The organism is Corynebacterium pseudodiphtheriticum DSM 44287 (assembly GCF_000688415.1).
Taxonomy (GTDB): Bacteria; Actinomycetota; Actinomycetes; order Mycobacteriales; family Mycobacteriaceae; genus Corynebacterium; species Corynebacterium pseudodiphtheriticum.
Genome location: NZ_JIAH01000008.1, coordinates 164,779 through 188,604, shown reverse-complemented (window position 1 = coordinate 188,604; position 23,826 = coordinate 164,779). Strand labels below are relative to the sequence as shown.

The window sequence follows — 23,826 nt, the reverse complement described above, 5'->3', positions numbered from 1 at the left end:
ATTAGATGCGTATGTCTAATCGGTCCGAAATGGACTTTTGCCCCGGTGTGGGCATCGGACATGTCAGCCTCGGTGCTACCGGGGTGAGTGTGCTGAGCTTCGCTGCAGCTGGTTCTGGCGCAGGCGCGGTCGCCAGCGTTGATGTGCGCGGCGGCGGCCCCGGAACCCGAGAAACAGACTTGTTAGCGCCAGAAAATACCGTTGGTGCAGTACAAGCGATTGTGCTGGCCGGCGGTTCTGCGTATGGGCTGGCAGCTGCCGATGGTGCGATGGCGGAGTTGGAATCACGCGGGGCTGGTTTTCGCGTTTTCGGCCCGGATAGCGATGGGCCAGTGGTGCCGATCGTGCCCGCGGCGGTGATTTTTGATCTTGCCGTAGGCGATCCGCAACACCGGCCGACTGCGGCAGACGGGCAGCGTGCCACGGCTCGTGCGCTGGAAAACTTCGACGGCGTTGCCAATACGACATCGACAAGCAACATCGGCGCTGGCTGTGGAGCTACCGCCGGAAAGCTACGTGGCGGGTTCGGCCAAGCCAGCCGGGAAGTTGCAGGCTACCAAGTCTCTGCCGCCGTGGTAGCTAACCCCGTCGGTGAGGTCGTCGATGCAGCTACGGGTAGATTGTTCGGTGCCCCGGAGCGCGCACCCGTGGACCCGGAAAGATTCGCGGATCTGCCCAGCCCAGCCGCGTCACTGAATACCACCATCGGGGTGATCGCCACCAACGCGCCGCTCAGCAAAGCGCAGTTACGCCGGTTGGCGATGTGTGGCCACGATGGGATTTCCTGGGCTGTACGGCCTGCCCACAGCCCGTTGGACGGGGACACGCTGTTTGCGGTTTCGACAGCTGCGAAAGAATCAGTTGCGAAAGAATCGGCTGACTCACCCCACAATTCGTCTAGCATGGTGGACGATCCAGCGACCACCACAGAAACGATGACTGCAGAAACGATCACCACAGAAACGATGACTGCCCTGTGTGCGGCAAGTTCCCAGGTGGTCTGCGATGCCATCGTGCATGCCGTGGTCCATGCGGAACCCGGTTACGGCTTGCCGACGTACTCGCAACTGGCTAAGGCAGCGAATTTCGCGAACTAGGAGAATGACCAGCCGATGGAACCAAGTTTTCGCCGACCACCCCGTGATAACTTCCGGCAGTACAACCCGAATTACTCCGGGCCGGGAAATACTGGCCACACTGGCGGGATGATGCCGTACCTGTCGAACCAACCGGCCCGCCGCGGTGGTGGTGGACCTGCGCGGCTAGGCGTCGGTCGGCGTTTACAAGCGGGCACATCCTATGCCGTGACCTATGTCGTCGTGATTTGGGCGGTGCACATCGTCAACCAGTATGTGCTCGGCGGATCGCTGTTGGCCTACGGTGTACACCCGCTGGATACCACAGCCTGGTGGACGGTGTTTACGGCGCCGCTGATTCACGGCAATTTCGCGCACTTGATTTCGAATACCATCCCAGGGGCATTATTCACTTTTGTGATTGCGGCCTCGGGCAAGCATGTATGGCTGAAATCGACGTTGATCATCACCCTGGTTGCAGGCATGGGCACGTGGCTGATTGGCGGCGTGGGTACGGTGCATATCGGTGCTTCCGGTGTGCTCTATGGCTGGTTTGCTTATTTGTTGGTACGCGGAATTTTCAATCGTAGTTTCACCCAACTGGTTATCGGCCTGGTCATTGCCAGCGTGTACTCGGGATTAATCTGGGGAATCTTCCCGACGATGCCGGGCGTGTCCTGGCAGGCGCACCTGTGTGGATTCATCGGTGGCATCATTGCCGGATTCATGGTGCGCAACACGAAATAGCCAGCGGCAGTGCACGTGTGGGCTCGAGCGCGCTCAGGCTGTCGTAAAGCGCAGGCATCGACAAGACTGAGCAACCTGATTTTGTGCAGCCGCTAAACTACAACCCGTGAGCACAACCGAGACCACCGGCAAGAGCCCCGTACAGAACACGTTGTCTGCGCCCATGAGCAACCGCACCCCGCGCCAGCTGGACCGGGAAGCACCGATCGGGATTTTCGACTCTGGGGTCGGCGGCTTGACAGTTGCGCGCACCATTATGGATCAGCTGCCGAATGAATCGGTGCTATATATAGGCGATACTGCGCATGGGCCTTACGGGCCTTTGCCTATTGCTCAGGTGCGCAGCCATGCCCAGCGGGTGGCTGATGAATTGGTGGAACGTGGTTGCAAAATGCTGGTTATTGCATGTAACACCGCCACCGCAGCTTTCCTGCACGATGCGCGTGAACGCTACGACGTGCCTGTGGTGGAGGTGATCCAGCCTGCTGTGCGGCGTGCGATGGCAACTACCCGAAACGGCAAGATCGGTGTCATTGGTACCGAAGGAACCGTGAAGTCTGGTGCCTACCAAGACATGTTCCGGCTGAATCCGGCGGTGACTGCGCAAGCGGTGGCGTGTCCGGCATTCGTGGATTTTGTGGAACGCGGCATTACCTCCGGGCGGCAGATTTTGGGGGTGGCGCAAGGCTATGTTGAGCCGCTGCAGTCGGCGGGCGTCGACACGCTCGTGTTGGGCTGCACGCACTACCCGTTGTTGTCCGGAGTTTTGCAGTTGGCGATTGGCGAAAACGTCACCTTGGTTTCCTCGGCAGAAGAGACCGCGAAGGATGTTCTGCGGCATTTGACGGAATTGGATCTGTTGGCGACTGGGAAAAAACAACAACGTATTTTTGAATCTACGGGGGATCCAGAAAAATTCGCGGAGCTTTCCCAGCGCTTTTTAGGTTTGGGTGTGGGTGAAGTCACTCGATCTGCAACTGGCGTCGGCAAGGCTTAAACTATGGGGATTAGAAAATAAGTTGTTGGTGATTAACTGACAGCTGTGATGCAACTGGGATAGACATCATGAAACTCACAGTTCTTGGTTCCTCTGGATCGGTACCCTCGCCGGGCAACCCGGCTAGTGGCTATTTGCTGACGTTTAGTGATTCATCTGCGCCCTCGGTAGTAGTAGATTTCGGTTCTGGCGTGTTCGCTGCCCTGCAGGAGATTGCGGAACCCTCGGCGTGCCACTTAGTGATCAGCCATATGCATGCGGATCACTGCAGTGATTTTCCAGGGTTGATGGTTTGGCGACGTTTTCATCCCACTCGCAATGCGCACCGACGTCATCGCCTATTGGGTCCGAGCCATACGGTCACGCACCTGGGCCGGATGAGTGGGAATTTTCTGGACGAGGTAGATGATCTCTCAGATACTTTCGAGTTCACCGCTTTGCAACATGGTGTGCCGCAGGTTTTTGAGCAAGCTACGATCACCCCGTTTCGTACTGTGCACCCGACAGAGACGTTCGCATTGCGGATTGAAGATCACGTCAGTGGCAAGGTGATTGCCTATTCGGCTGATACTGCCTACACCGAGGACCTGGTGGAATGTGCACGTGGCGCAGAGTATTTCCTCTGCGAGGCTGCTTGGGGGGTGACCGCAGCCGATAAGATTTCTGGCATGCATATGTCTGGCGCTGATGCCGGGGTGCTGGCTTCGAAGGCCGGGGTGCGCAATTTGGTGCTGACGCATTTACAGCCCTGGGGTGATAGCGCTGCCACAGTGCGGGCAGCCGAGAATCATTTTTCCGGTCGGGTGCAAGTTGCACTGCCGGGTAATGAATACACAGTCTAAGCCAGCTGCACGCAGGTATGCTGGCAAGCATGTCTGATTTTCAGCGAGCTGATCAACGTGCCCTCGATGAACTCCGCCCGGTGCGCATCACCCGTGGTTTTACCTCCAACCCGGCTGGTTCCGTGTTGGTGGAATTCGGTAATACCCGCGTGATGTGTACAGCCTCAGTTTCAGAGGGCGTGCCGCGTTTCAAAAAATTCTCTGGCGAAGGTTGGCTGACTGCCGAATACGCCATGTTGCCTTCCGCTACCCACGAGCGCATGCCGCGCGAGTCCATGCGCGGCAAAGTTAAAGGCCGTACCCACGAGATTTCTCGCTTGGTGGGCCGTGCGCTGCGTGCCGCGGTGGATCTGGGCGAGTTGGGCGAAAACACCATCAACTTGGACTGCGATGTGCTGCAGGCTGATGGTGGTACCCGTACCGCCGCGATCACCGGCGCCTACGTGGCGCTTGCCGACGCCATCGCTGTGCTGCAAGAACAGGGAGTGGTGCCGGGCGAGCCGTTGCTGGATCCGATCGCTGCGATCTCCGTGGGCATCATCGACGGACACGTGTGCTTGGATCTGCCGTACGAGGAAGATTCTCGCGCGGAAGTTGACCTGAACGTGGTGATGGATGCGCACGGTGATTTCGTGGAGATCCAGGGCACTGGCGAAAATGGCGTCTTTGGGCGCGATGAGCTGGACGAGATGCTGGATGTGGCGCAAAAAGGTTGCTACGAGTTGATTGAGGCGCAGCGTGCCGCTTTGGCGAAGCCGCTGTCTGGCGGCGCTGCTGCGCAGGCAGGTGCTCATGATGGCGACCGGGGAGGCGATGCTTAGTGCAGATCCTGGTTGCATCGAATAATCCCAAGAAACTCGCTGAGTTGCGCAAGATTGTTGCCGAGGCTCCGGAGTTGGCTGATCTGGCCGACGTCGAGGTCATCGGCACCGCAGATGCCCCGGCTTACGAGGAACCGGTGGAAGACGGCCGCACTTTTGCAGATAACGCCCTGATCAAAGCCCGCGCCGGGGCGAAAAACACCGGCTTGGTCACCATCGCGGATGATTCCGGTTTGGCGGTTGACGAGCTTGCTGGGATGCCGGGCGTGTTGTCTGCGCGTTGGTGCGGTGAGCATGGCAATGATGCTGCGAATAATGCACTGCTCTTAGCGCAGCTTGCCGACGTCCCGGATGAGCGCCGCAGCTGTGCATTCGTGTCGGTGTGCGCGCTAGTTACTCCGGACGGAGCCGAACACGTGGTAGAAGGCCGCTGGGAAGGCCAGTTGTTGCGCAGCCCGCGTGGTGAAAATGGTTTCGGCTATGATCCGCTCTTCGTCCCGGAGGCAGAAATTGCCCAGGCTGGGGGCATCGAGCAGGCGCGCAGTTCCGCGCAGCTAAGCCCGGAAGAGAAAAATGCCGCCTCGCACCGGGGCAAGGCGTTGGCGCAGCTGGTGCCGACATTGGCCGAATTGCTGCGTTAAACAGTGACAGCTGCGAAAAACAGTGGCACTGGCGCTAGCCGGTGACTCACAGTTTCCTGACTGTTACCGGACAGTTACCGGACGTCGGCAAGCTGAAATTCGGTGGTAATTTCCTTGCGACGTTTGGCCTCCATCCAGAAGGAGAAAAACGGCACCACTCCGGATAAGGCAGTGCTGAGCCATTTCAGGGGCTCCCAGCGTGCCTTCAGCCCCAGGTTGATCACGCTGAGCACGAACCCGGCATAAACCCAACCGTGGGCGACGCCGATATAGCGGGCCCACACGGGGATCTCGAGGCCCAGGATGTATTCGCTGATCATGCGGCCGACCAAAAACAGCAAAAAGAAGCCGGTGATAAAGGCCAGCGCCGAGAAAATGGTTAGTGCGCTGCGCACGCGTTTTTGCCGCTCGGGGTGGATGGATTTCTGAGTACTCACTAGCTGTCCTTTTTCTGGGTTGGGTGCTGCTTACGTGCTTGCCGACGACGCGCTGCCGGGTCTGCCAGTTCGTTGAACGCCTCGACGTTGTCATTGCGTCGGGTGGGCAGGAAATCGTCGTCGATGGCAGTAACGGTTTGCTCTAGCTTGTGCCTGTCTGCGACATAAGGCTGGTTGCTTGTTTCGGGGTTGTTTTCTTCGGCCAGTTTCTCGTTTTCGTAGCGCAAAATCATGCGGTAGGCGAATACCGCGAAACCTGCGAACAAGGGCCATTGGAGTGCGTAACCGAGGTTTTGGAAGGTGCCGGAACCGGATTGGAATCGCGTCCATTGCCACCAGGCCAGCCCGAAGAAGCAGATGACGACGATAGCGAGCAGGACGAGGTGCCACCACCGCACGCGGATCGTGGCGCGTTTGTCATTCTGCGAGTCCTTCACGGCCTCAAGATTACCTAACTGGGGGCGAAAGTTGGCACTGGCGACGGTGTGCGCTAAACTATATTTTCGCAAGCGCCCGTGGCGGAATTGGCAGACGCGCTGGATTTAGGTTCCAGTGTCTTCGGACGTGTGAGTTCAAGTCTCACCGGGCGCACATTTTATACCCTCGCCACCAGGTTTTTTCCAGGTAAGCGAGGGTTTTTTGATTTCTGGTTTGGGTTCGTGAGGGCTCGTTCTCGGTCAAAAATGGGTCAAAAATGCCCGGGTTGAAGCCTACCGTGGTCGACGTAGCACAGCGATGAGGAAATCAGAGTCAGTATCGAATGGTTCGATGTTGAAGCTAGATAGCAGGAGGTCTTGGGCGAAACCAGCCGCAGTACACGATTCGAGGAATTCGCTGAAGCCCCAACCACGGCCAGCACCAAATGCTAGTACTGCGCGACCACCTGGCCGCAATGGCTCATAGAGATTCGCAATGGCGGTTTCCCGATCCGCTGGGTCAATGAAGCCGAGTACGTTACCGACGCTAAAGACGACGTCGAAGCTGCCGCGCATGTGCCCCAGCTCTGGCTGTTCGTACAACGTGGCAGAGCCTAGATCACCAACGTGCCATTCGGCGTCGGGGAAGTCGTGTTTGGCATGCTCAATCAGCACCGGGTCTAGGTCGATTCCGGCAACGGTGTGGCCGCGTGCGATCAGTGGCCCGCCGGCCCGGCCAGTACCGCAGCCTGCGTCGAGGATTTTGGCACTGCGTGGGCTCAATGCGTCGACGAAGCGGGCTTCGCCATCAATGTCTTTGCCTTCGGCGACGAAGCGTTTCCACCGGGCAGCGTAATTCTCAGAGTGTGACGGATTGTTGCGGGTGAGGTCATTCCAGGTAGGCATGGTTCCATTCTAGTTCGTCTGCGCGACCAAGTGGCCTGGCGCGGCGGGGATTCCAAGCGCCCGGCGCCAACGCGGCTGGTTCAAGAGCTCTGCGCGGCGGGGATGGTTACTGTGCGATCAACTTGTTTATCCATCGCACGACAATGGAAGGGGCAAACCTGGCGGCGTAGCGCATGACTAACGACGGTAGCCCGACTGAGTACATGATGCGATGCCGGGTTAACCTGTTGGCGGGGTGCACGGCTTGCCAAATTTTGTCCGCTACCTGTTCTGGTGTTAGATGCACGCCTAAGCGTTTAATGGATTCCGCGTTACCGCTGGCCAGCTTTGTTTTTGCCCAGAGTGGCATGATGTTGAGTACACGTATCTCGTCTTTTTCCCATTCCAGCTCCAGCGCTTGGCTGAAGCCTTGGACATAAAATTTAGATGCCGAATACGGGGCGATGTGCGGTTGTCCGTAGATCGAGGATGCTGAGCCCATGTTTATGAGATGAGCTCCCGGGGTCTTTTTTAGGTATTGGTGTGCTGCGCGCGCTCCCAGGGTGACACCGGTGCAGTTGATGCTTACTTGGGCTGCGATCAGATCAGGGTCTTGCTCGGTAATATCGCCGAAGCCGATCACGCCGGCGTTGTTGTCCAGGACGGTTAGCGTTCCGTTGGTATACGCGGTGAAATGCGCCAATGCCTCGTCCCATTGTTCGGCGTCGGTGACATCCAGGTGGCCGGTGATGAGTTGTGGATATTCGGATTGGAACTGCTGCAGGCGGTCGTCGTCAATGTCATAGGCACCGACCACCCATCCGGAATCAAGGAATTTCGTGGCGACAGCTTTGCCAATTCCAGTTGCGCCGCCGGAGACAAAAATGCTGCGTGGGGTCACGTGAATGGGGTGTTGGCCGGTTGCTAGGTGCGGTTGCTGGGAGTTCATGTTCATAGGCTACGCCACAATTTCCGAGTATATGTTGTATTTAACACCTGCTGGTGGTTCCTAGGAGAACAGGGGCCTTGTTGTGGTTGCCGCCCTCAGGAGTGCTTGGGGTTACGCGCGCAAAGAAAATGCGTTTAAATGGGAAAGAAGCGCTCGTGGTGCTTCTGCTGATCTCAATCTGGGATGGCGACCTCCGAACACAGCAGACTTCCGAACACAGCAAACACAGCAACTGAAAGGACGCGCACATGATTTTGCTCTCTATGGTGGGGATTCTCCTCGTACTGCTAATTTTGGTAGCTACGTCCTCCATATTTACTGTGCAAACCCGGCAGGCGGCTGTCATCGAGCGCATGGGCAAATTTCACCATGTTGCGCACGCCGGGCTGAATATCAAAATTCCTTTTGTCGACCGGGTGCGGGATCGGATCTCGTTGCAGGTGCAGCAACTTGATGTGATGGTCGAGACGAAAACCCAGGACAACGTCTTTGTGCAAATCCCCGTCGCGGTGCAGTACCAAGTCGTGGAAGGTCGCGAGCGCGAGGCCTACTACCTGCTGTCTAACCATGAGCAGCAAATCATCGCGTATGTGCAAGACAATGTACGTTCTTCGGTGGCTGGGATGAAGCTGGATGAGTCGTTTTCCTCCAAAGACGATATTGCCCGCAATGTGGCGGAATCCTTGCGCGACAACATGGCGGAATATGGTTGGCACTTTGTCAATACCCTGGTCACGGATATCCGCCCAGATTCCAAGGTGCGTGATTCCATGAACGCCATCAACGCCGCCCAGCGCGAGCGTGATGCTGCGGTCTCCCAGGCAGAAGCCGAAAAGATCCGTGTGGTCAAGGAAGCTGAAGGAGCTGCGGAGGCCCGTCGTTTGCAGGGACGGGGTGTGGCGGACCAGCGTAAAGAAATTGTGGAAGGCATTGCTGCGCAGTATGAGCTGCTGCGTGAGGCGGGCATTGAGGAATCTCCGGAGGTACTCATGCTGGTTTCGCAGTATTTGGACGCAATGGTCGATGTTGCCGGTAATGGGGGCTCGAATGTGATGTTTATGCCTAATAACCCAGGCGGCATGGGCGAGCTTTTCGACGGCATGCGCAATGTGTTGTACTCAACTCAGCTCAGCTCTAGTAACAAGCCTGCGAACAAGAAAAAGGACTAACCCGTGCCTGACACGCCAGCACAATTTTCCCCAGAATTTTCCCCGAAATTCAGGTCTAGCCGGGAGATCTCTCGGATCGACGCCCAGCATATTTGGCACCCATATGCTGCACCTGGCGAGCCAACGAGGGTGGTTCGCTCGACCGATGGTTGCTATTTGGAGCTTGCCGACGCCGTCACCACCGCAGCACCCGGCCCAGCGGTGGAAGCTTCAGCCGATTCGGAAAGCTCAGCACAACCAGATTCGCAGTGGGTGATCGACGGCATGAGTTCGTGGTGGGCTGCCTGCTTTGGTCATTCTCACCCGCGTTTGGTGGCGGCAGCGAAAAATCAGATTGATGCGATGAGTCACGTTATGTTCGGCGGCCTGACGCACCAACCAGCTGCGCAGCTAACAGAAAATTTGCTCGCGCTCACCGAAAACCGTTACCAGCAGGTGTTTTATTCGGATTCTGGGTCAGTTGCCGTGGAAGTTGCCATCAAAATGGCGCTGCAATACGCCCGTGGAGCGAGCCCAGCCGCAGATGGCGAAACCAGCCGCAACAAGCTGTTAACCTGGCGCTCTGGTTACCACGGCGACACTTTCCAAGCGATGAGCGTGTGCGATCCCGACGGCGGCATGCATTCCCTGTGGAACGGAACAGTAAAAGAACAAATCTTTGTGCCCGCGCCCCCCACGCGGGGTGCGAGCGCGCAAGAGCGAGAAGAATACCTGCAGGTGGTAGAAGACGCCATGAATGGCGAGGTTGCCGCGATGATCATCGAGCCGGTGGTGCAAGGAGCCGGGGGCATGCGTTTTCACGATCACGAACTACTCGTGGGCATTCGCGAGTTGTGCAGCAAACACGGCATCGTGTTAATCGCCGATGAGATCGCCACCGGTTTTGGTCGTACTGGCGAGGTGTTTACCACCCATGCAGCGGGCATCACCCCGGATATTTTGTGCGTCGGCAAGGCTCTCACCGGTGGATTTATGTCCTTGGCAGCCACCTTGGCCACGAAAGAAGTCGCGGAGACCATGCAGCCTGCTGCGCTGATGCATGGCCCGACGTTCATGGCTAACCCGCTGGCTTGTGCAGTTGCCACCGAGGCGACAGCAATGATTCGGGAAGGCGAGTGGCGCAGCGACGTAGCACGGATCGAATCAGCACTCGTCGCGGGGCTGCAGCCATTACGCGACAAGCCCGGCGTGGCTGATGTTCGGGTGCTCGGTGCGATCGGCGTAGTGGAAATGGATGCGGACGTCGACATGGCGCAAGCAACTGCCGCTGCGCTGTCTGCTGGGGTCTGGCTTCGCCCCTTCGGGCGCCTGGTTTATACCATGCCACCGTATATCTGCAACGATGATGAGCTGACTGCCATTTGCCAAGCCATCGCACGCATTGTTGAAGTCTGCGGCACCCGTGGCACCGGTGACGCACATGGCACCCGCGGCATTCGCGACACCGAGGCGCGAACAACTCAGCTGACGGAAACAACGCCAGCAACCACATCAACTACACGGACCACAGCAACCGCACCAACCACGCCAAAGGAAACCGCATGATCATTACCGGTACTGGAACCGGAGTGGGCAAAACCATCGCAGCCGCCACGCTCGGATGGGCTTGGCAGCAACCGGTGCTGAAGCCACTACAAACTGGTGACGACGATGACGCCGCCGTGGTCACCAAACTCACGGGCATTGCCGGTGACGTGTACCGGCGTTACCCAGACCCACTGGCACCAAACCTGGCAGCCAAGCGCGCCGGGCTCACGCAGGCAGACCGCGACGCAGTGGGCCAGTGGATCTCTGATTTCCGCGCGGAACACGGAATTTGTTTAGTGGAAGGCGCTGGAGGTTTGTTAGTGCGCTTAGGCACTGACCGCAATGGGCGGGAGTTTAGTGTGCTGGACCTGGCCAAAGACCTTGGGGAAAAGTTGGTGGTGGTGACGAGCACCGGCTTGGGCAGCTTGAACATGGCTGAGTTGACGGTGCGCACCGCAGAAGCCGCCGGGGTGGAAGTCGCCGGATTGATTGGTGGGAGCATGTCGGAGCAGCCAGATTTGGCAACGGAATTGAATGTGCAAGAATTGCCGCGGGTAACGGGCAAGCAATTGTGGTTTAGCCTGCCGGAAGCAATGGGGGAGTGCTCCCCAGAAGAGTTTCGCGAGCGCGTCGACAAGCTGGGGGTTCCGGCGTTTCATACGGTAGCCGGGCTACCAATGTTGGGGATGTAAAACAGTGCAGATTTCCATTGGGACGGACCTGGTTCATGTGCCCGGATTACGTGAGCAATTAGAGATCCCTGGTTCTCGTTTCCGTCGTGTATTCAGTGATTTTGAGTGGCGTAGCGCCCAGGCCAGCGCCCACGGGCAGTATGTGCACTTGGCGGGGCGGTGGGCCGCGAAAGAGGCTTTTTTGAAGGCCTGGGCGCAGGCTCGTTATGGCAGTGCGCCGTGGTTGCGGGAAGAAGACATCGATTGGTCGGCAATCACGGTGCGCCCGGACCGCTGGGGCAGGTTAGCACTGGATTTCGCCCCGGATTTGGCGCATGAGATCACGGCAGCGATCGGGCAATTTCAGCACAGCATCAGCATCAGCCACGATGGTGATTACGCCACCGCGAGCTGCGTGCTCTATTACTAGCGTAAAACTCGTGTTTGCCCAGCGATTATTATCAGCACTATAGAGTGGCCACGCTGAATAGGTAGGCGACCAGCATCCGTTTGGTTTCGTCGACGGTGCGGGAAAAAGCTTTGGCATCGTCGCTTTGTACACCAAAATTCATCAGGGAGACCACGGTGTGCACGAGCAGCCCGGCCATCTCATGGCGGGCCGTTTCCCCCATTTCTGGTGCCAGCGGGCGCAGGGCTTGTGCGATAATCGCCAGCATTTCTTGCTGGGTATCCGCGGCTGTGGCACGCGTAGCCGGCGTGGACTGGATGGCGTGCCAGACAGCACGGCGGGAGGGATCTTCACTCCACATATGTGCGAGGTGGTCAATGAAACCTTCCAACACCTCGGGCCATTGTGGAGCGGGGATTTGTGCAGAAAATGATTGCAGAGCACCAACGGTTTCTGCGGTGTCGACGCGATCAAGTTCGCAGATCATTGCGTATTTATTGGCAAAGAATTGGTAGATCGTGCCGATGGGTACCTCGGCACGGCGGGCGACTTCATCGAAAGTGAAGGACTCGAAACCGACGTCGACAAGCACAGCCCGTGCGGCCTGCAAAATGCGATGGAAACGCTCCCGGCTGCGTGCTTGCGACGGCCGACGCCGTGGCACCAGAATCTCTGACATCGGCTTCTACGCCCTGACTTGTCTACTACGTGAGTTTTTAGTGTTTGCTTAACAGAACCAGTGATGTGGCGCCGTTTAGCTTTCTAGCTCTGGCAAATCACGCACTACGCGCGCAACGTGGCCCGTGGCCTTGACGTTGTACTGAGCGAGTGCCACAGCACCGTTGTTGATGAGGAAGGTGGAACGGATAACGCCCTGCACCTTCTTGCCGTAGTTGTTTTTCTCGCCGAAAGCGCCGTAGGCTTCCATGACTTTCTTGTCGACGTCGGAAAGCAACGGGAAATTCAGGTCGTGGTCTTTTTTAAACTGCGCGAGTTTTTCTGGCTTGTCCGGTGAAATACCGACGACGTCGATGCCCAAATCATTGAGTTGGCTCAAGGAGTCGCGGAAATCGCAGGCTTGTTTTGTACAACCTGGGGTATTGGCCTTGGGGTAGAAATAGACCAGTACGCGCGAGTAATCCGATAGTTTCGTGGTGCCGCCCTCGTCGTTAGGCAGCTCGAAATCGGGTGCAGCATCTCCTACGCCAAGTTGAATATTGCTCATACCTAACACCATACCGGCTTGGCAGGCCGCCGGGTAGGCGTGCAAGGGTAGTCTGACGTAGACTAGCTAACACAATTGCCAGGAAACTGTGAGCATCGCACCGGTGTTGTGAACCGGCGTATCGCACCGGCTCAGCGAACCGGTGTCATGAACCGGTGTGGCGAACTGGGGCAGTGAACCAGCGCAGTGAATAAAACGTTGTGAATAAAACGCAGTGAATAATTAGGAGAGTCCACGTGGCACGGAAAATTGATGATATTCAGCGTGACATTGAACGCACCCGTAAGCAGCTGGCGGGAACGCTTGATGAGCTCGCGCAGCGCACCAAACCTGGCAACTTAGTCAACGATGCCAAGTCCAACCTCCTGGAAAAGCTGCAAGACCCGCAGGTGCAGAAGATCTTGGCTGGTGTGGGTGCCGTTGTGGCTGCTGGCATCGCATTCAACGTGTTCAAGGGGCGTCAGCGCAAGAATGACATTCAAGAGCTCAAGCGCATGATTGTGGAACACGACGTATAAAACCTTAGGTTTTATCCGTCGCGTTGGTGAAAATCGGCGTTAGTCGATGATTTCTGCACCCGCGTTGCGCATCTCTTCGATAGCGCTGCGTTCTGTGTCTTCCGCTACCGGTGAACACAGCTCACGTAGCACGCGCACGCGGGCTTTTGTCTGTGTGCAGGCATCCAGTACCGTTGCGCGCACGCAATAATCCGTGGCAATACCGACGACGTCGACCTGCGCGATGTCACGTTCGTTCAGCCAATCGGCCAACCCGGTGCCACTAGCGCTCGTAGCCTCAAAACCGGAATACGCCGCGGTGTATTCGCCTTTGCGGAAGGTCTCGTCGAATTTCATCTCCGCTACTGCCGGGTGCAACTGTGCGCCATGGGAATCCGCCACGCAGTGCACCGGCCAGGTAGTAGTGAAATTCGGTTCTTCGCCTTCTGGGGCAAAATGCGAGCCTGGAGCAATGTGCCAGTCCATGGTCGCTACGACATAGTCATAATCGTCGGTGGCCAGTGTGCCAATGTGCTCGGCGACTTCATTGCCCCGTGCAGTACCCAAAGAACCGCCTGGACAGAAGTCATTTTGCACGTCCACCACTATTAGGGCAGTGCGGTTTTGCTTAGTGTTGTTGCTCATAGTTTCTCAGTCTAGTATTCCCCGGGTGTTTGCCCGCCTGCAGTGGGGCGTATTCTGGCACGAGATTTTTGCCGATTCAGTAGATTTAATTTATCCAGGAGAGTGATTGTGAAAGCACCAATTTCTTCCTACCTCGACACCATCCTGGACGAGGTTCGCTACCAAGACGCCGGTTCTAATGCCGACTATATTCCTGAACTGGCGAATAAAGACCCAAATTCCTTGGGTGCGGCGATGTGTACCACCTCAGGGCATATCTATAGCGCCGGTGATGCCGAGGTGGAATTCAGCATCCAATCGATCTCTAAGCCGTTTATTTATGCGATGGCTGTGCAAGAGCATGGCATCGACGTGGTCAGTGAGATCGTCGGCATGGAACCGTCGGGTGAAGCGTTCAATGAGCTTTCCCTGGACCGGGAAGGCCACCGCCCGGTAAACCCGATGATCAACGCGGGCGCGATTGCCGTGACCCAGTTGATCGGCGGGACTGGCGCTACGGTGGAAGACCGGATTGAAATGATCCGCGCTTTCTTGTCTGAGATGGCCTGCCGCCAGCTGCGGGTGGACTATGATCTCTGCGATTCCGAGCTGCAATACGCTGACCGTAACTTGTCATTGGCACACATGCTGCGCAATTACGACATTATTCAGGACGACGCCCACGATGCCGTCGTTAGTTACACCGCGCAATGCTCGGTCATGGTGACGACCCGCGATTTGGCCTTCATGTCCGCAGTGTTGGCCAATGGTGGCGTGCATCCGCTGAACGGCAAGCGTGTCCTGGAGCCAGATGTCTGCCGCTTAACCTTGGCGGTGATGAGCTCAGCGGGAATGTACGACCAGGCTGGGCGTTGGATGGCGCATGTGGGCATTCCCGCAAAATCTGGTGTTTCGGGTGGTTTGCTGGGTACTTTGCCTGGGCAGTTGGGCTTTGCCTCATATTCTCCGCGCTTGAATGAATACGGTAATTCTGTTCGTGGCGTCCGTATTTTTAAACTGCTTTCGAAAGACATGGGCTTGCACTTGATGGCAGCGGATGACCGCGCCGGAGTGGATGCGGTGCGCTCGATCGTGACCTACCAGGAAGACACCGTCGTCACGTTGCAGGGCATGATTAACTTCAACTCTGCAGAATCCATCTTGTACGAGTTGTCGCAGCACGAGATTTCCGGGGACCACGTTATTTTCGATATGACGCGCGTGTCGGGTATTCGCCGCATGGGCCGGTTCTTGCTCAAAGAAGGTATGCACCTGCTGGAAGAAAAAGGTTTCCGAATCTCGATTGTGGACCCAGACGATCATGTGCCGGATTACCGCACGGTGGATGGCACGGAGATTCATGTCAATGAGCAGGAATCTGCGCCGTTTGCTACTGAGCGGGAAGACGATCGTTATCATGACGACGATTGCCCGGACCCAGACGAAGGACCGCAGCCTCCCGCCTGGGAAGGCTAATGTGTGTTGGGTCACTAATTCTTTGCTAGTGTGGTGCAAAACAGGCCACACTAGGAGTGAACATACATAATGCCCGAACAGCAGCCCCAGCAGCTCGTACAGCAAGAAATTGCTGACAATTTGGCAATAATTACGCTGCATAACCCAGATAAACGCAATGCTCTTACGCACACCGCTTTCGGGGAGGTTGCGAAAGCCATCACGGATGCAGCAGCCGAAAGGTCTGTTCGAGCCATTGTGATTACCGGTGCTGGAGCGCATTTTTGCTCCGGGTTGGATTTGACCGCAGGGGAATCTCTGACTGGTGCTAGTGACGAACAAATCAAGATGTCTATGGGCGAGCTCAATGCCATGATCCGAGCCGTCGTTGAGGCCGAGGTACCGGTCATTGCAGCGGTGGAAGGCGCTGCTGCAGGGGTGGGGGCGTCGTTGGCTTTAGCTTGCGACTTAGTGGTAGCAGCCCGGAGTGCGTTTTTCGTGCTGCCCTTCGGTCGGATTGGTTTGCTTCCCGACGGTGGTGTGATGCAAACACTGTCGGCGTCTTTGGGGCGTGCGGTGACGATGCGCATGGCCTTGTTGCAGCAGCCTTTGCCGGCGCCTGCTGCCCAGAGCGCCGGTTTGCTAGCGGAGCTTGCCGACGATGGCGCTGCCTTGGCCGTGGCCCGTGAATGCGCGGCAGTGCTGCACAACTCTTCGCCGGAAGCGCTGGCTGCTACTAAGCGCGGAGTGAATGCGGCTTGCCTGGGGCAGTTGTCGCAAACGTTGGAGGATGAGGCGGTCCAGCAGCCAAAGTTGCTGCGCACTGACGGCCATCGCGAGGGGGTGCAGGCTTTCGTGGAGCGTCGTGCGCCCAGGTTTTAGCTACTATGGCTAGTAACCTGGGCGAGCCGTAAGTCTGTATCCCTTTGTTGTTTACTCCGTTTACTCCGGCGTGGAGCCCCGGTAACCGGGTAATAACAAAGAAGCAGGTCAAGTGATTGAATTCACAACCGCTTGACCTGCTTGTATTGTGCGCCATCAGGGAATCGAACCCCGAACCCACTGATTAAGAGTCAGTTGCTCTGCCAATTGAGCTAATGGCGCGTAAGTGTTGATTATCTGAAGTGTTCATCTTCTCAACTCTTACTGTTGAACACTGTACCGTGCGCAACGAATAGATACTCTAGCAGTGGTTGTTGAATAAGAAAAATCGACCCGTTGACCTGCTTTTTCTTCCTTGCCTGTGGGGTTTATGTGTGCTGTTTTTTGCTGTTAACAAAACCGGGCCTGCAAACGATTGATTAATAACACCCGGTTTATGCAACGATTCGGTTGCAAGTGCATAACTCATTGCGCAGAAGCGCAGGAAAGCATTAATTGTGGGTTAGGCTCGCTAGCAGAGTTTTCATGGTCCTGGGTGCAGGCGCAAACAGGGAAATTAACAAAAATGCAGCTGTGTGCTGCGAAAGGGGTTCCGCGTTGACCTTCTGGTCTAAATCATTGTCCGCCCTCGCAATTGGAGGGCTGGTGTTGGGCCTTGCGGCCTGCGCGGATACCAGTTCTGAAACACAGCATTCTTCTGCAGCAGAAAGCCAGGATTTGGAGACTCCGCCGTCGGTAAGCGTGCAAGATGGCGCCACTGATGTTGATCCCACCGTGCCGGTAGAGGTCACCGGTGAAAACAAGCTGCAGACCGTCACGATGCTTAATGAGGTCGGCTATGAGGTGGAATCCGTGCTTTCCGACGATGGGAAGACCTGGAAAACCGACGAGGTCTTGGGTTACAACCGCAGTTACACCATCGAAGCAACTGATGTAGAAGGCAACACCACTACTGTTAGCTTCACGACGCCCCAGCCGGCCAGTCAATCTTCCGTTGCCATGGTGCCACTGCCCGATTCGACGGTCGGTATTGGGCAGACGATTAATTTCCGTTTCGCGGGCACCGTGTATGACCGCCAAGCGGTGCAAGATGCGATCACCATTGAAACTTCCAATGACACCGTCGGTGCTTTTTATTGGATTAGCAACAGCGAGCTGCGCTGGCGCCCGAAAGAATATTGGGAGCCAGGAACCACCGTGACTGTGCAAGCCGATATTTATGGCGTTGATATGGGTAAAGGTATGTGGGGAAGCAAGGACAATTCCACCAGCTTCACCATTGGGGATGATGTGCGTGCGGTTGTTGACAATGCTTCCAAAACCATGACCGTCACCCGCAACGGACAGACGCTGCGCAGCGTGCCGGTATCGCTGGGGCGCTCGGAATATCCAACTCCGAATGGAACCTACCTCGTGGGCGATCAACATAATGAGCTCGTGATGGATTCCTCGACTTTCGGGTTGACCGGCCAGGGGGCTTATCGCACCGAAGTGAACTTTGCGACGCAAATGTCGTACTCCGGCATCTACGTGCATGGTGCGCCGTGGTCGGAGTGGGCCCAGGGTAAAACGAATACCTCGCACGGTTGTATCAATGTCACCGATGCCGATGCCCAGTGGTTCATGAACACCGTGAAGCGTGGCGACGTCATCGAGGTAAAAAACACTGATGGTGGAACCCTGTCAGGTTACGACGGCCTGGGAGACTGGAATATCAGTTGGGAAACTTGGTCAGCGGGCAACGTAAACGAAATCGGCTCCTGGTAACCGTGTGGTTAGACGCGGCGCAACCACCTGGTCAGACGCGGCGGCACCACCTTGTTGCGGACAACCCCAACAGCGGCGCTGCCAGCCCTAGAATGCGTGAATAACTATGACGTGCATCTTTGATCTGTCCCGCATCGGCGCAGGCCTGCCTGTTGCCGAGACCATTGCTAGTTTGCCTGCCGAAGGCAACGTCGTTGTGCAAGCCCCACCCGGAACCGGTAAAACCACCCTGATTCCACCGGCGCTGGCGAACCAAGCTGCACAAAACGCCACACAGAATGCCGCCACCGAGCGAGAATCCTCCGTCGGCAAGATCATCGTGACCGCCCCACGCCGGGTTGCCGTCCGAGCAGCCGCGCATCGTTTGCGCACGCTTTCTGGCCAGCCGGAGCTCGTAGGCCATTCCATTCGTGGCGAATCGGTACCCGGCACAGCCGTCGAGTTTGTCACGCCCGGGGTGCTTCTTCGACGTTTGTTGCGCGATCCTGAGCTGTCTGGGGTCGCAGCTGTTGCAATTGACGAGGTCCACGAACGCCAACTCGACACCGATTTGGTGTTGGGCATGTGCCTGGAGTTGGCGCAGTTGCGTGCAGATTTCCGGGTTATCGCAATGTCCGCCACCGTGGATGCGCAGCGTTTTTCCCAGCTCATGGACGCCCCGGTGCATGTTACGGAGGCGGCGATTCACCCGTTGGAGATCAGTTACGCACCGGCACCCGGTCGGGCGGCAGGCGAACGTAGTTTTTACCGCCACTTGGCGCAACAGGCCGCCGAGCAGGCGTCGGCAAGCGCGGGATCGACGCTGGTTTTTGTGCCTGGTGTGCGGGAAGTTAACCGGGTGTGCGCGGAATTGACCACGCTTGTCGACGCCAACACCCCCGTTTTCCCATTGCACGGGCAGCAAACCACTGATGAGCAAGATCGCGCACTATACACCGATAGCAGGCGCATCGTGGTGGCAACTTCCATTGCGGAATCGTCACTGACTGTGCCCGGGGTGCGTGCTGTTGTGGATGCAGGGCTGGCTCGGTTGCCACGCCGAGATGCGCAGCGGGGCATGTCGGGGTTGGTGACGGCGTCGACCAGCAAATCTAGTGCTGACCAGCGGGCGGGACGCGCCGGGCGTGAGGGGCAGGGAACTGTCGTGCGCTGCTATTCGCAAGAGGATTACCAGCATTTTGCGCCGCATATTAGCCCGGAGATCCTTAGTGCAGACCTGACACAAGCCGCCCTATTTTTAGACACCTGGGGCGCTGGAGATGATTTCCCTCTGTTGGACCAACCGCCGGCCACAGCGATGGCTGCTGCCCGCACCACCTTGCAGCGCATTGGCGCCAGCAAAGAATTGGCCCTCTTGCCGACGGACCCTCGTCTTGGGGCAGCGCTGTTGCGTTATGGTTCCGGGGCTGCGGAGACTATCGCGAAACTCGACGAGGAGCCTCGCGGTGATATTACGCGTGCGCCTGCACAGAAACGACTGGCGCAGCGCCTGGCCAAGTTGGTGCCGGACCTAGGCCCGGTGGATCCCGGGGCAGTGGTCGCGGCTGCTTATCCGGAGCAAGTAGCGCGTGCGGTGTCGGCCGGGGCATCTGGCCTTCGTACTGGCTCTAACTCTGGTGCTGGCTCGGGCTCTGGTGCTAGCCCTAGCTCTGGGGCTGGGACTAGCCGTGAATATCTTCTGGCGAGCGGCACGCGGGCGCGCTTGTTGTCGGATTCCAGTCTGGTGGATGCAGAATGGCTTGCGGTTGCAGAGATTTCGTTGTCGAACGCAGGAAACGCGATCATCCGGTCCGCCGCGCGGATTACGGAAGAAGATGCCTTGGAGGCCACAGGAGTGGAAGAAACCACAACCGCGACTGTGGACGGCGGCAAGATTCGAGGCAGAAAGCGTCGACGAGCCGGAGCAATCGAGTTATCTTCGACACCGGTGCAGGTCACTGGCGACGCCGCTGCCGAGGCCGTCGCAGAAAGCATTCGGGAACACGGGCTCGGATTATTCGAGTGGTCGGCGTCGGCAAGCAATTTTTATGACCGGCTACGTCACCTGCACGAATATTACGGTCCGCCGTGGCCGGATGTGGCTGCTGCAGACCCAGCAATGTGGTTGGCACCAGAATTAGAACAGATTGCCGCGGGCACAGCGATTAGCAAAATCGATCTTTATCCCGCGTTGCAACGCCTATTACCATGGCCAGAGGCCACTCGGCTCGAAGAGTTAGCGCCGGAGCGGATGCCGGTGCCTTCGGGAAGAAGCGCGTGGCTAGATTGGTCTGGTGCGCGGCCAGTGGCGAGCGTCAAGCTACAGGAATGCTTCGGGCTGGTGGAATCCCCAGTGTATTGCGGCAAGCGGGTGCAGTTTCACCTGTTGTCACCGGCAGGAAGACCGTTGGCGATTACTGATGATTTGGCAAGTTTTTGGTCTGGCCCCTATGCCGGGGTCCGCGCGGAGATGCGCGGGCGCTACCCGAAACACCCGTGGCCGGAAGACCCGTGGTCGGCGACTGCTACGGCGAAAACGAATGCGAAGTTGCGCAAGCACTGATAATTAGTCAGCCCATTCTTTGCGCACATGCCCGATATGGGTGCGCACGATGGCTTCCATAGCGGCGGCATCTTGTGCGAGCGCAGCGTCGATCATGGCTTCGTGCTCCCGGGAGCTGGCAACCAGGTTGCCGGCCTCGGCGAGCGGACGCAGGCCAGTCACGCGGCTGCGGGTACGCAAACTGGATACGGTTTCCACGATCACGGGATTGCCGGCTAGTGCTAGGAAATCACAATGGAAGCGCAGGTCCGCCTGCAAATAGGAGACTAGGTCGCCGCGCTCGGCGGCGTCATTCAGCTCATGTGCCAGGGCGCGTAGCTCTGTGACTTTTTCTGCGATTTCGCCGGTGCAGATCCGCGCGACTTTCGCCATGGTGGGCACTTCCAACAGGATGCGGGCTTCGGCTGCGCCGTCGAGGGTTTCCGCGGAAAGCTCGGTCACCTTATAGCCGGTATTGCGCATTTTTGTGACCATGCCTTCGCGTTCGAAATACAGCATGGCCTCGCGTACCGGGGTAGCTGAAACGCCCATTTGGGCAGCCAGTTGTGGCGCCGAGTAAATCTCGCCGGGGGCGAGTTCGCCGGTGATTAGGCCGGCGCGGATGGACTCGGAGACTTGATCACGCAGGGATGTTGCGCGAGCAGAAATCTGGGGGAATTGAGCGTAGGCCATGCTGCAAGCTTACTTGCCACTGATTAGCCCTGCGCGGAGACTTTCTCGGCGATCGCTTCTGCGAGTACGAGATCTTCCCACGGCATGCCAGTGAATTTGAAAACGATGGGTTTATTGCGTGTGACGCTCACTTTTCCACTGACGACGTCAGCGTAGCTAAGCAAATCGCTTTCGCTGATGGCGCCTTCGTTCAGCGGCTGAATAATATCGCCACCTTCGCGCAGTGTTGCACTCATGTCTTCCACGATGACCGTGGCGGAGGCAACGAGGTCAGATGCCAGTTCTCGCGCCTGTGGTGAGTGCGATCCGACCGCGACAATGACGGCATTGTTAGATACGTCGTCTCTGGTCAGTATCGGTTCCGATGCGGTGGTGGTGCATAGAATGAGATCCGCTTCTCGAGTGACCTCGCGGGCCTGGCGGCTTCCCGCTTGCACCCAGGTATAGCGATTGTCCAGGTCTTGTGGTTCTGTACGAGACAGAAACGTTATGGATACCTCATGCTCGGGGAAAGTGGATTCTACGGTAGCTGCGTGGGCCCGCCCCTGTGGTCCGGTGCCGAAGATGGCGACGTGGAGTGGGGCAAAGGAATCACTGGGATCAGTGGATGCGTTGGTGTTCTTGGCGCCGTCGACAAAAAAATCATAGACACACGAGATGGACACAGCTGGGGTGCGCAAATTGGTCACGGCGATGCCGTCGATCAGTGCCTTCGGGCTCAGGGTGGTGCCGTCAAAAAGTAGGTACGAGCCTTGGATACGTGGCAGATCCTCCTGGTATCCGGGAGGGGCCACCGATAGCAGCTTGATGCCGAATGCAGATGGGGTGGTGGACGGCATGATCAGGAATTCGCCATTTTCGACTGGGACGGCGGAACGTGACTGATCACCTGCGGGGTCGAAGCCGTTGCGCAGGGTATCGCGAAGCTTGGCGACGGCGTCTGCCGGGGTAAACGCGGAATAAACCTGGTCGTGGGAAATGAATTGTGGAGACGGTGGAGTGTGTTCGGTCATGGGCAGCATCCTTTCAAGTGTCATTGCAATTGTACCGCTAGCGCTCTAAGGTTTCACCTAGATCACAATAAGCATATTTTTAGATTTTGTATCACATCATGACCATCGCAGAGTGAATACTTCAGCGTGACCGCTGCTGTACAACGTGGAAGGATAACGATGACATCAGATAAAAAACTGAATTTTTTTGAGCTTGGGGCACTAGGTTTTCTGCTTTTCGCCATGTTCTTAGGCGCCGGTAACATAATTTTCGCACCAATGGTCGGCCAAGAAGCCGGTACTGATATGTGGATCCCCATGACCGGTTTCTTAATCACTGGCGTCGGTCTGGTGTTTTTGGCGATCGTCGCATTAGCAAAAACTAGCGGCGACGTACACCGAATGGCATCGCGGGTAAGCAATAAGTACGCGATTGTTTTCTGCCTCGTGCTGTTTTTGACCTTGGGACCGATCTACGTCATTCCGCGCACTACTTCCGTGGTGTTTGAAATTGGTGTTTTGCCCTCGCTGTCGAATCAAAACACAGCGCATCGTCTGCCGCTGTTGATCTTTTCGGTTCTTTTCATTGCAGCGACTATCTGGCTCTCTTTAAACCCAAACAAGCTGGTAGACCGCATCGGTAAGGTACTGACCCCAGCTTTTGGTATTTTGTTGCTGATCATCATCGTGACCTCCATCGTGAACCCAATGGGGCAGGTGCACGAACCGCTGGACGCATATACCGATGGCGCGTTTTTCACCGGGTTTATCGAAGGATATCTGACGATGGATGCCGCTGCCGCACTGGTTTTTGCTGGCGTATTTATTCAAGCCATTCGTAGTCAGGGTGTGAACAGTAACCGCGGAATTTCCACGGTCTTTTTCAAAGCCGGATTGTTCACCGTCGTTGCGCTGGCAATCTTGCATATTTCGTTGGCATGGATTGGCGGAAGCTCCGTTGACGCTATCGGACGCATGGATAATGGTGGCCAATTGCTTGCTGAAGCTTCTCGTTACTTGCTCGGTCAACCCGGCCTTTACGTCATTGGTACTGTCGTTTTCTTGACTGGCCTGACAACCAACGTTGCCTGCCTTACTGCTGTTGCTGATTATTTCGCCCGTGTGTTCCCCCGTGTCGGGTACAAACGGTGGGTCTGGATCAATGCGGCATTAGGCTTCGGCATCGCTAATTTGGGATTGGAGACAGTTCTTTCTGCCGCACTTCCCGTACTGTTTTTGCTTTATCCGCTCTCGATGGTGCTGATTCTGTTAACCCTTGTCGACGGTGTTTTCGGTAAAGCGCGCGCCGTCTATGTGGGCGCAACTATCGCTACCGCGCCTTTCGCGATTCTTGATGCGATCCGTGCCGCCAACGTCGACATGAGCAGCATCGATTCCGCGTTGTCGTTCATCCCGCTGTTTACTGACTACGGTGGTTGGATTATCCCGGCGGTGCTGGGAGCAGTGATCGGTTATATCTACGCGCAAGCCACCGCTGGAAAGCCGGAGGTGGTAGAAGAACAGTCGATGGAGGAGCTTGCCGACGAGAAGGCAGAAAGCTAGCGCAAGCGAAATGCTCAAGC

General features: G+C 57.0%; 25 protein-coding genes and 2 tRNA genes. 17 read left to right on the top strand and 10 right to left on the bottom strand.

Annotated features, from left to right (window positions below; all coding sequences use genetic code 11):
* Window positions 1-11 precede the first annotated feature (11 nt).
* From O146_RS0107130 to O146_RS0107105, 6 genes are all read left to right on the top strand, one after another.
* A complete protein-coding gene (locus O146_RS0107130; protein WP_021354062.1) occupies window positions 12-1,097 on the top strand; it encodes a P1 family peptidase in 1,086 nt (361 codons plus the stop codon).
* Between the two features lie 15 nt (window positions 1,098-1,112).
* Complete coding sequence (locus O146_RS0107125; protein WP_021354063.1) at window positions 1,113-1,823, top strand: rhomboid family intramembrane serine protease; 711 nt, start codon at window positions 1,113-1,115, stop codon at window positions 1,821-1,823.
* A 163-nt stretch (window positions 1,824-1,986) separates the two neighbouring features.
* Window positions 1,987-2,820, top strand: coding sequence for a glutamate racemase (murI, locus tag O146_RS0107120; RefSeq protein ID WP_021354064.1), 834 nt, complete (start codon window positions 1,987-1,989; stop codon window positions 2,818-2,820).
* 68 nt (window positions 2,821-2,888) lie between these two features.
* Window positions 2,889-3,662: an MBL fold metallo-hydrolase gene (locus O146_RS0107115; protein ID WP_021354065.1), complete on the top strand. Its 774-nt coding sequence runs from the start codon at window positions 2,889-2,891 to the stop codon at window positions 3,660-3,662.
* A gap of 29 nt (window positions 3,663-3,691) precedes the next feature.
* Entirely contained in the window at window positions 3,692-4,483 is a 792-nt protein-coding gene (gene rph / locus O146_RS11455; RefSeq protein ID WP_023018327.1) for a ribonuclease PH, read from the top strand.
* Complete coding sequence (locus O146_RS0107105) at window positions 4,483-5,124, top strand: non-canonical purine NTP pyrophosphatase (RefSeq protein WP_023018326.1); 642 nt, start codon at window positions 4,483-4,485, stop codon at window positions 5,122-5,124. The genes rph and O146_RS0107105 overlap by 1 nt, the downstream gene beginning before the upstream one ends.
* 74 nt (window positions 5,125-5,198) lie before the next feature.
* On the opposite strand, the gene O146_RS0107100 is transcribed toward O146_RS0107105, so the two are convergent.
* Both O146_RS0107100 and O146_RS11450 read right to left on the bottom strand, forming a co-directional pair.
* Window positions 5,199-5,561 carry a DUF3817 domain-containing protein gene (locus O146_RS0107100; RefSeq protein WP_021354068.1) on the bottom strand — a complete coding sequence of 121 codons (363 nt, stop codon included), beginning with the start codon at window positions 5,559-5,561 and terminating at the stop codon, window positions 5,199-5,201.
* Complete coding sequence (locus O146_RS11450; RefSeq protein WP_023018325.1) at window positions 5,561-5,998, bottom strand: hypothetical protein; 438 nt, start codon at window positions 5,996-5,998, stop codon at window positions 5,561-5,563. The genes O146_RS0107100 and O146_RS11450 overlap by 1 nt, the downstream gene beginning before the upstream one ends.
* Before the next feature lie 72 nt (window positions 5,999-6,070).
* On the opposite strand from O146_RS11450, the gene O146_RS0107090 reads away from it, so the two are divergent.
* A tRNA-Leu gene (locus O146_RS0107090) sits at window positions 6,071-6,152 on the top strand.
* A 119-nt stretch (window positions 6,153-6,271) separates the two neighbouring features.
* Here the strand turns inward: O146_RS0107090 and O146_RS0107085 are convergent.
* Window positions 6,272-6,883, bottom strand: coding sequence for a class I SAM-dependent DNA methyltransferase (locus O146_RS0107085; RefSeq protein WP_021354069.1), 612 nt, complete (start codon window positions 6,881-6,883; stop codon window positions 6,272-6,274).
* 106 nt (window positions 6,884-6,989) lie between these two features.
* Window positions 6,990-7,811 carry an SDR family oxidoreductase gene (locus O146_RS0107080; protein WP_051619334.1) on the bottom strand — a complete coding sequence of 274 codons (822 nt, stop codon included), beginning with the start codon at window positions 7,809-7,811 and terminating at the stop codon, window positions 6,990-6,992.
* A 248-nt stretch (window positions 7,812-8,059) separates the two neighbouring features.
* Between O146_RS0107080 and O146_RS0107070 the strand changes: the two genes are divergently transcribed.
* From O146_RS0107070 to acpS, 4 genes are read left to right on the top strand one after another with little or no spacing between them, the layout of a single operon-like run.
* Window positions 8,060-8,980 carry an SPFH domain-containing protein gene (locus O146_RS0107070; RefSeq protein WP_021354072.1) on the top strand — a complete coding sequence of 307 codons (921 nt, stop codon included), beginning with the start codon at window positions 8,060-8,062 and terminating at the stop codon, window positions 8,978-8,980.
* Window positions 8,981-8,983: 3 nt separating this feature from the next.
* Window positions 8,984-10,525, top strand: a complete 1,542-nt coding sequence (locus tag O146_RS11445) for an adenosylmethionine--8-amino-7-oxononanoate transaminase (RefSeq protein ID WP_081820604.1) — start codon at window positions 8,984-8,986, stop codon at window positions 10,523-10,525.
* Entirely contained in the window at window positions 10,522-11,199 is a 678-nt protein-coding gene (bioD, locus tag O146_RS11440; RefSeq protein ID WP_051619319.1) for an ATP-dependent dethiobiotin synthetase BioD, read from the top strand. Before O146_RS11445 ends, bioD begins: the two co-directional genes overlap by 4 nt.
* 4 nt (window positions 11,200-11,203) lie before the next feature.
* Window positions 11,204-11,608, top strand: a complete 405-nt coding sequence (acpS, locus tag O146_RS0107055) for a holo-ACP synthase AcpS (protein ID WP_023018320.1) — start codon at window positions 11,204-11,206, stop codon at window positions 11,606-11,608.
* 37 nt (window positions 11,609-11,645) lie between these two features.
* Here acpS and O146_RS0107050 read toward each other — a convergent pair whose 3' ends face one another.
* A complete protein-coding gene (locus O146_RS0107050; RefSeq protein WP_021354076.1) occupies window positions 11,646-12,266 on the bottom strand; it encodes a TetR/AcrR family transcriptional regulator in 621 nt (206 codons plus the stop codon).
* Between the two features lie 75 nt (window positions 12,267-12,341).
* On the bottom strand, window positions 12,342-12,812 hold the full coding sequence (bcp, locus tag O146_RS0107045) for a thioredoxin-dependent thiol peroxidase (protein WP_027018040.1): 471 nt from the start codon (window positions 12,810-12,812) through the stop codon (window positions 12,342-12,344).
* A 236-nt stretch (window positions 12,813-13,048) separates the two neighbouring features.
* On the opposite strand from bcp, the gene O146_RS0107040 reads away from it, so the two are divergent.
* A complete protein-coding gene (locus O146_RS0107040; protein ID WP_021354079.1) occupies window positions 13,049-13,330 on the top strand; it encodes a DUF3618 domain-containing protein in 282 nt (93 codons plus the stop codon).
* Window positions 13,331-13,369: 39 nt separating this feature from the next.
* On the opposite strand, the gene O146_RS0107035 is transcribed toward O146_RS0107040, so the two are convergent.
* Complete coding sequence (locus O146_RS0107035) at window positions 13,370-13,954, bottom strand: nicotinamidase (protein WP_027018039.1); 585 nt, start codon at window positions 13,952-13,954, stop codon at window positions 13,370-13,372.
* A 108-nt stretch (window positions 13,955-14,062) separates the two neighbouring features.
* Here O146_RS0107035 and O146_RS11435 point away from each other — a divergent pair, with 108 nt between their 5' ends.
* Both O146_RS11435 and O146_RS0107025 read left to right on the top strand, forming a co-directional pair.
* Window positions 14,063-15,409, top strand: a complete 1,347-nt coding sequence (locus tag O146_RS11435) for a glutaminase (protein ID WP_021354081.1) — start codon at window positions 14,063-14,065, stop codon at window positions 15,407-15,409.
* A gap of 69 nt (window positions 15,410-15,478) precedes the next feature.
* The gene (locus O146_RS0107025) at window positions 15,479-16,270 is read left to right on the top strand and encodes an enoyl-CoA hydratase-related protein (protein ID WP_035000638.1); all 792 of its coding nucleotides are present in this window, start codon (window positions 15,479-15,481) and stop codon (window positions 16,268-16,270) included.
* Between the two features lie 149 nt (window positions 16,271-16,419).
* On the opposite strand, the gene O146_RS0107020 is transcribed toward O146_RS0107025, so the two are convergent.
* Window positions 16,420-16,492, bottom strand: a tRNA-Lys gene (locus O146_RS0107020).
* Between the two features lie 396 nt (window positions 16,493-16,888).
* Between O146_RS0107020 and O146_RS0107015 the strand changes: the two genes are divergently transcribed.
* Both O146_RS0107015 and hrpB read left to right on the top strand, forming a co-directional pair.
* Complete coding sequence (locus tag O146_RS0107015) at window positions 16,889-18,037, top strand: L,D-transpeptidase (protein ID WP_155896248.1); 1,149 nt, start codon at window positions 16,889-16,891, stop codon at window positions 18,035-18,037.
* A gap of 115 nt (window positions 18,038-18,152) precedes the next feature.
* Window positions 18,153-20,579 (top strand): ATP-dependent helicase HrpB, encoded by a 2,427-nt coding sequence (gene hrpB / locus O146_RS0107010; protein ID WP_027018036.1) that lies wholly within the window; start codon window positions 18,153-18,155, stop codon window positions 20,577-20,579.
* Window positions 20,580-20,582: 3 nt separating this feature from the next.
* On the opposite strand, the gene O146_RS0107005 is transcribed toward hrpB, so the two are convergent.
* Both O146_RS0107005 and O146_RS0107000 read right to left on the bottom strand, forming a co-directional pair.
* Window positions 20,583-21,251: a GntR family transcriptional regulator gene (locus O146_RS0107005; protein WP_027018035.1), complete on the bottom strand. Its 669-nt coding sequence runs from the start codon at window positions 21,249-21,251 to the stop codon at window positions 20,583-20,585.
* A 23-nt stretch (window positions 21,252-21,274) separates the two neighbouring features.
* Window positions 21,275-22,264, bottom strand: coding sequence for an ornithine cyclodeaminase family protein (locus O146_RS0107000; protein WP_027018034.1), 990 nt, complete (start codon window positions 22,262-22,264; stop codon window positions 21,275-21,277).
* Between the two features lie 159 nt (window positions 22,265-22,423).
* On the opposite strand from O146_RS0107000, the gene brnQ reads away from it, so the two are divergent.
* Window positions 22,424-23,806: a branched-chain amino acid transport system II carrier protein gene (gene brnQ / locus O146_RS0106995; RefSeq protein ID WP_027018033.1), complete on the top strand. Its 1,383-nt coding sequence runs from the start codon at window positions 22,424-22,426 to the stop codon at window positions 23,804-23,806.
* The last annotated feature ends 20 nt before the right edge of the window (window positions 23,807-23,826 follow it).

Excerpts from the sequence above, each read along its gene's own strand:
- brnQ (WP_027018033.1), top strand. The coding sequence starts at position 22,424 with ATGACATCAGATAAAAAACTGAATTTTTTTGAGCTTGGGGCACTAGGT.
- bioD (WP_051619319.1), top strand. The coding sequence starts at position 10,522 with ATGATCATTACCGGTACTGGAACCGGAGTGGGCAAAACCATCGCAGCC.
- O146_RS0107125 (WP_021354063.1), top strand. The coding sequence starts at position 1,113 with ATGGAACCAAGTTTTCGCCGACCACCCCGTGATAACTTCCGGCAGTAC.
- O146_RS0107000 (WP_027018034.1), bottom strand. The coding sequence starts at position 22,264 with ATGACCGAACACACTCCACCGTCTCCACAATTCATTTCCCACGACCAG.
- O146_RS0107070 (WP_021354072.1), top strand. The coding sequence starts at position 8,060 with ATGATTTTGCTCTCTATGGTGGGGATTCTCCTCGTACTGCTAATTTTG.
- bcp (WP_027018040.1), bottom strand. The coding sequence starts at position 12,812 with ATGAGCAATATTCAACTTGGCGTAGGAGATGCTGCACCCGATTTCGAG.
- O146_RS0107085 (WP_021354069.1), bottom strand. The coding sequence starts at position 6,883 with ATGCCTACCTGGAATGACCTCACCCGCAACAATCCGTCACACTCTGAG.
- O146_RS0107005 (WP_027018035.1), bottom strand. The coding sequence starts at position 21,251 with ATGGCCTACGCTCAATTCCCCCAGATTTCTGCTCGCGCAACATCCCTG.
- O146_RS0107035 (WP_027018039.1), bottom strand. The coding sequence starts at position 13,954 with ATGAGCAACAACACTAAGCAAAACCGCACTGCCCTAATAGTGGTGGAC.
- rph (WP_023018327.1), top strand. The coding sequence starts at position 3,692 with ATGTCTGATTTTCAGCGAGCTGATCAACGTGCCCTCGATGAACTCCGC.
- O146_RS0107050 (WP_021354076.1), bottom strand. The coding sequence starts at position 12,266 with ATGTCAGAGATTCTGGTGCCACGGCGTCGGCCGTCGCAAGCACGCAGC.
- O146_RS0107115 (WP_021354065.1), top strand. The coding sequence starts at position 2,889 with ATGAAACTCACAGTTCTTGGTTCCTCTGGATCGGTACCCTCGCCGGGC.
- O146_RS0107130 (WP_021354062.1), top strand. The coding sequence starts at position 12 with ATGTCTAATCGGTCCGAAATGGACTTTTGCCCCGGTGTGGGCATCGGA.
- murI (WP_021354064.1), top strand. The coding sequence starts at position 1,987 with ATGAGCAACCGCACCCCGCGCCAGCTGGACCGGGAAGCACCGATCGGG.
- O146_RS0107025 (WP_035000638.1), top strand. The coding sequence starts at position 15,479 with ATGCCCGAACAGCAGCCCCAGCAGCTCGTACAGCAAGAAATTGCTGAC.
- O146_RS0107080 (WP_051619334.1), bottom strand. The coding sequence starts at position 7,811 with ATGAACTCCCAGCAACCGCACCTAGCAACCGGCCAACACCCCATTCAC.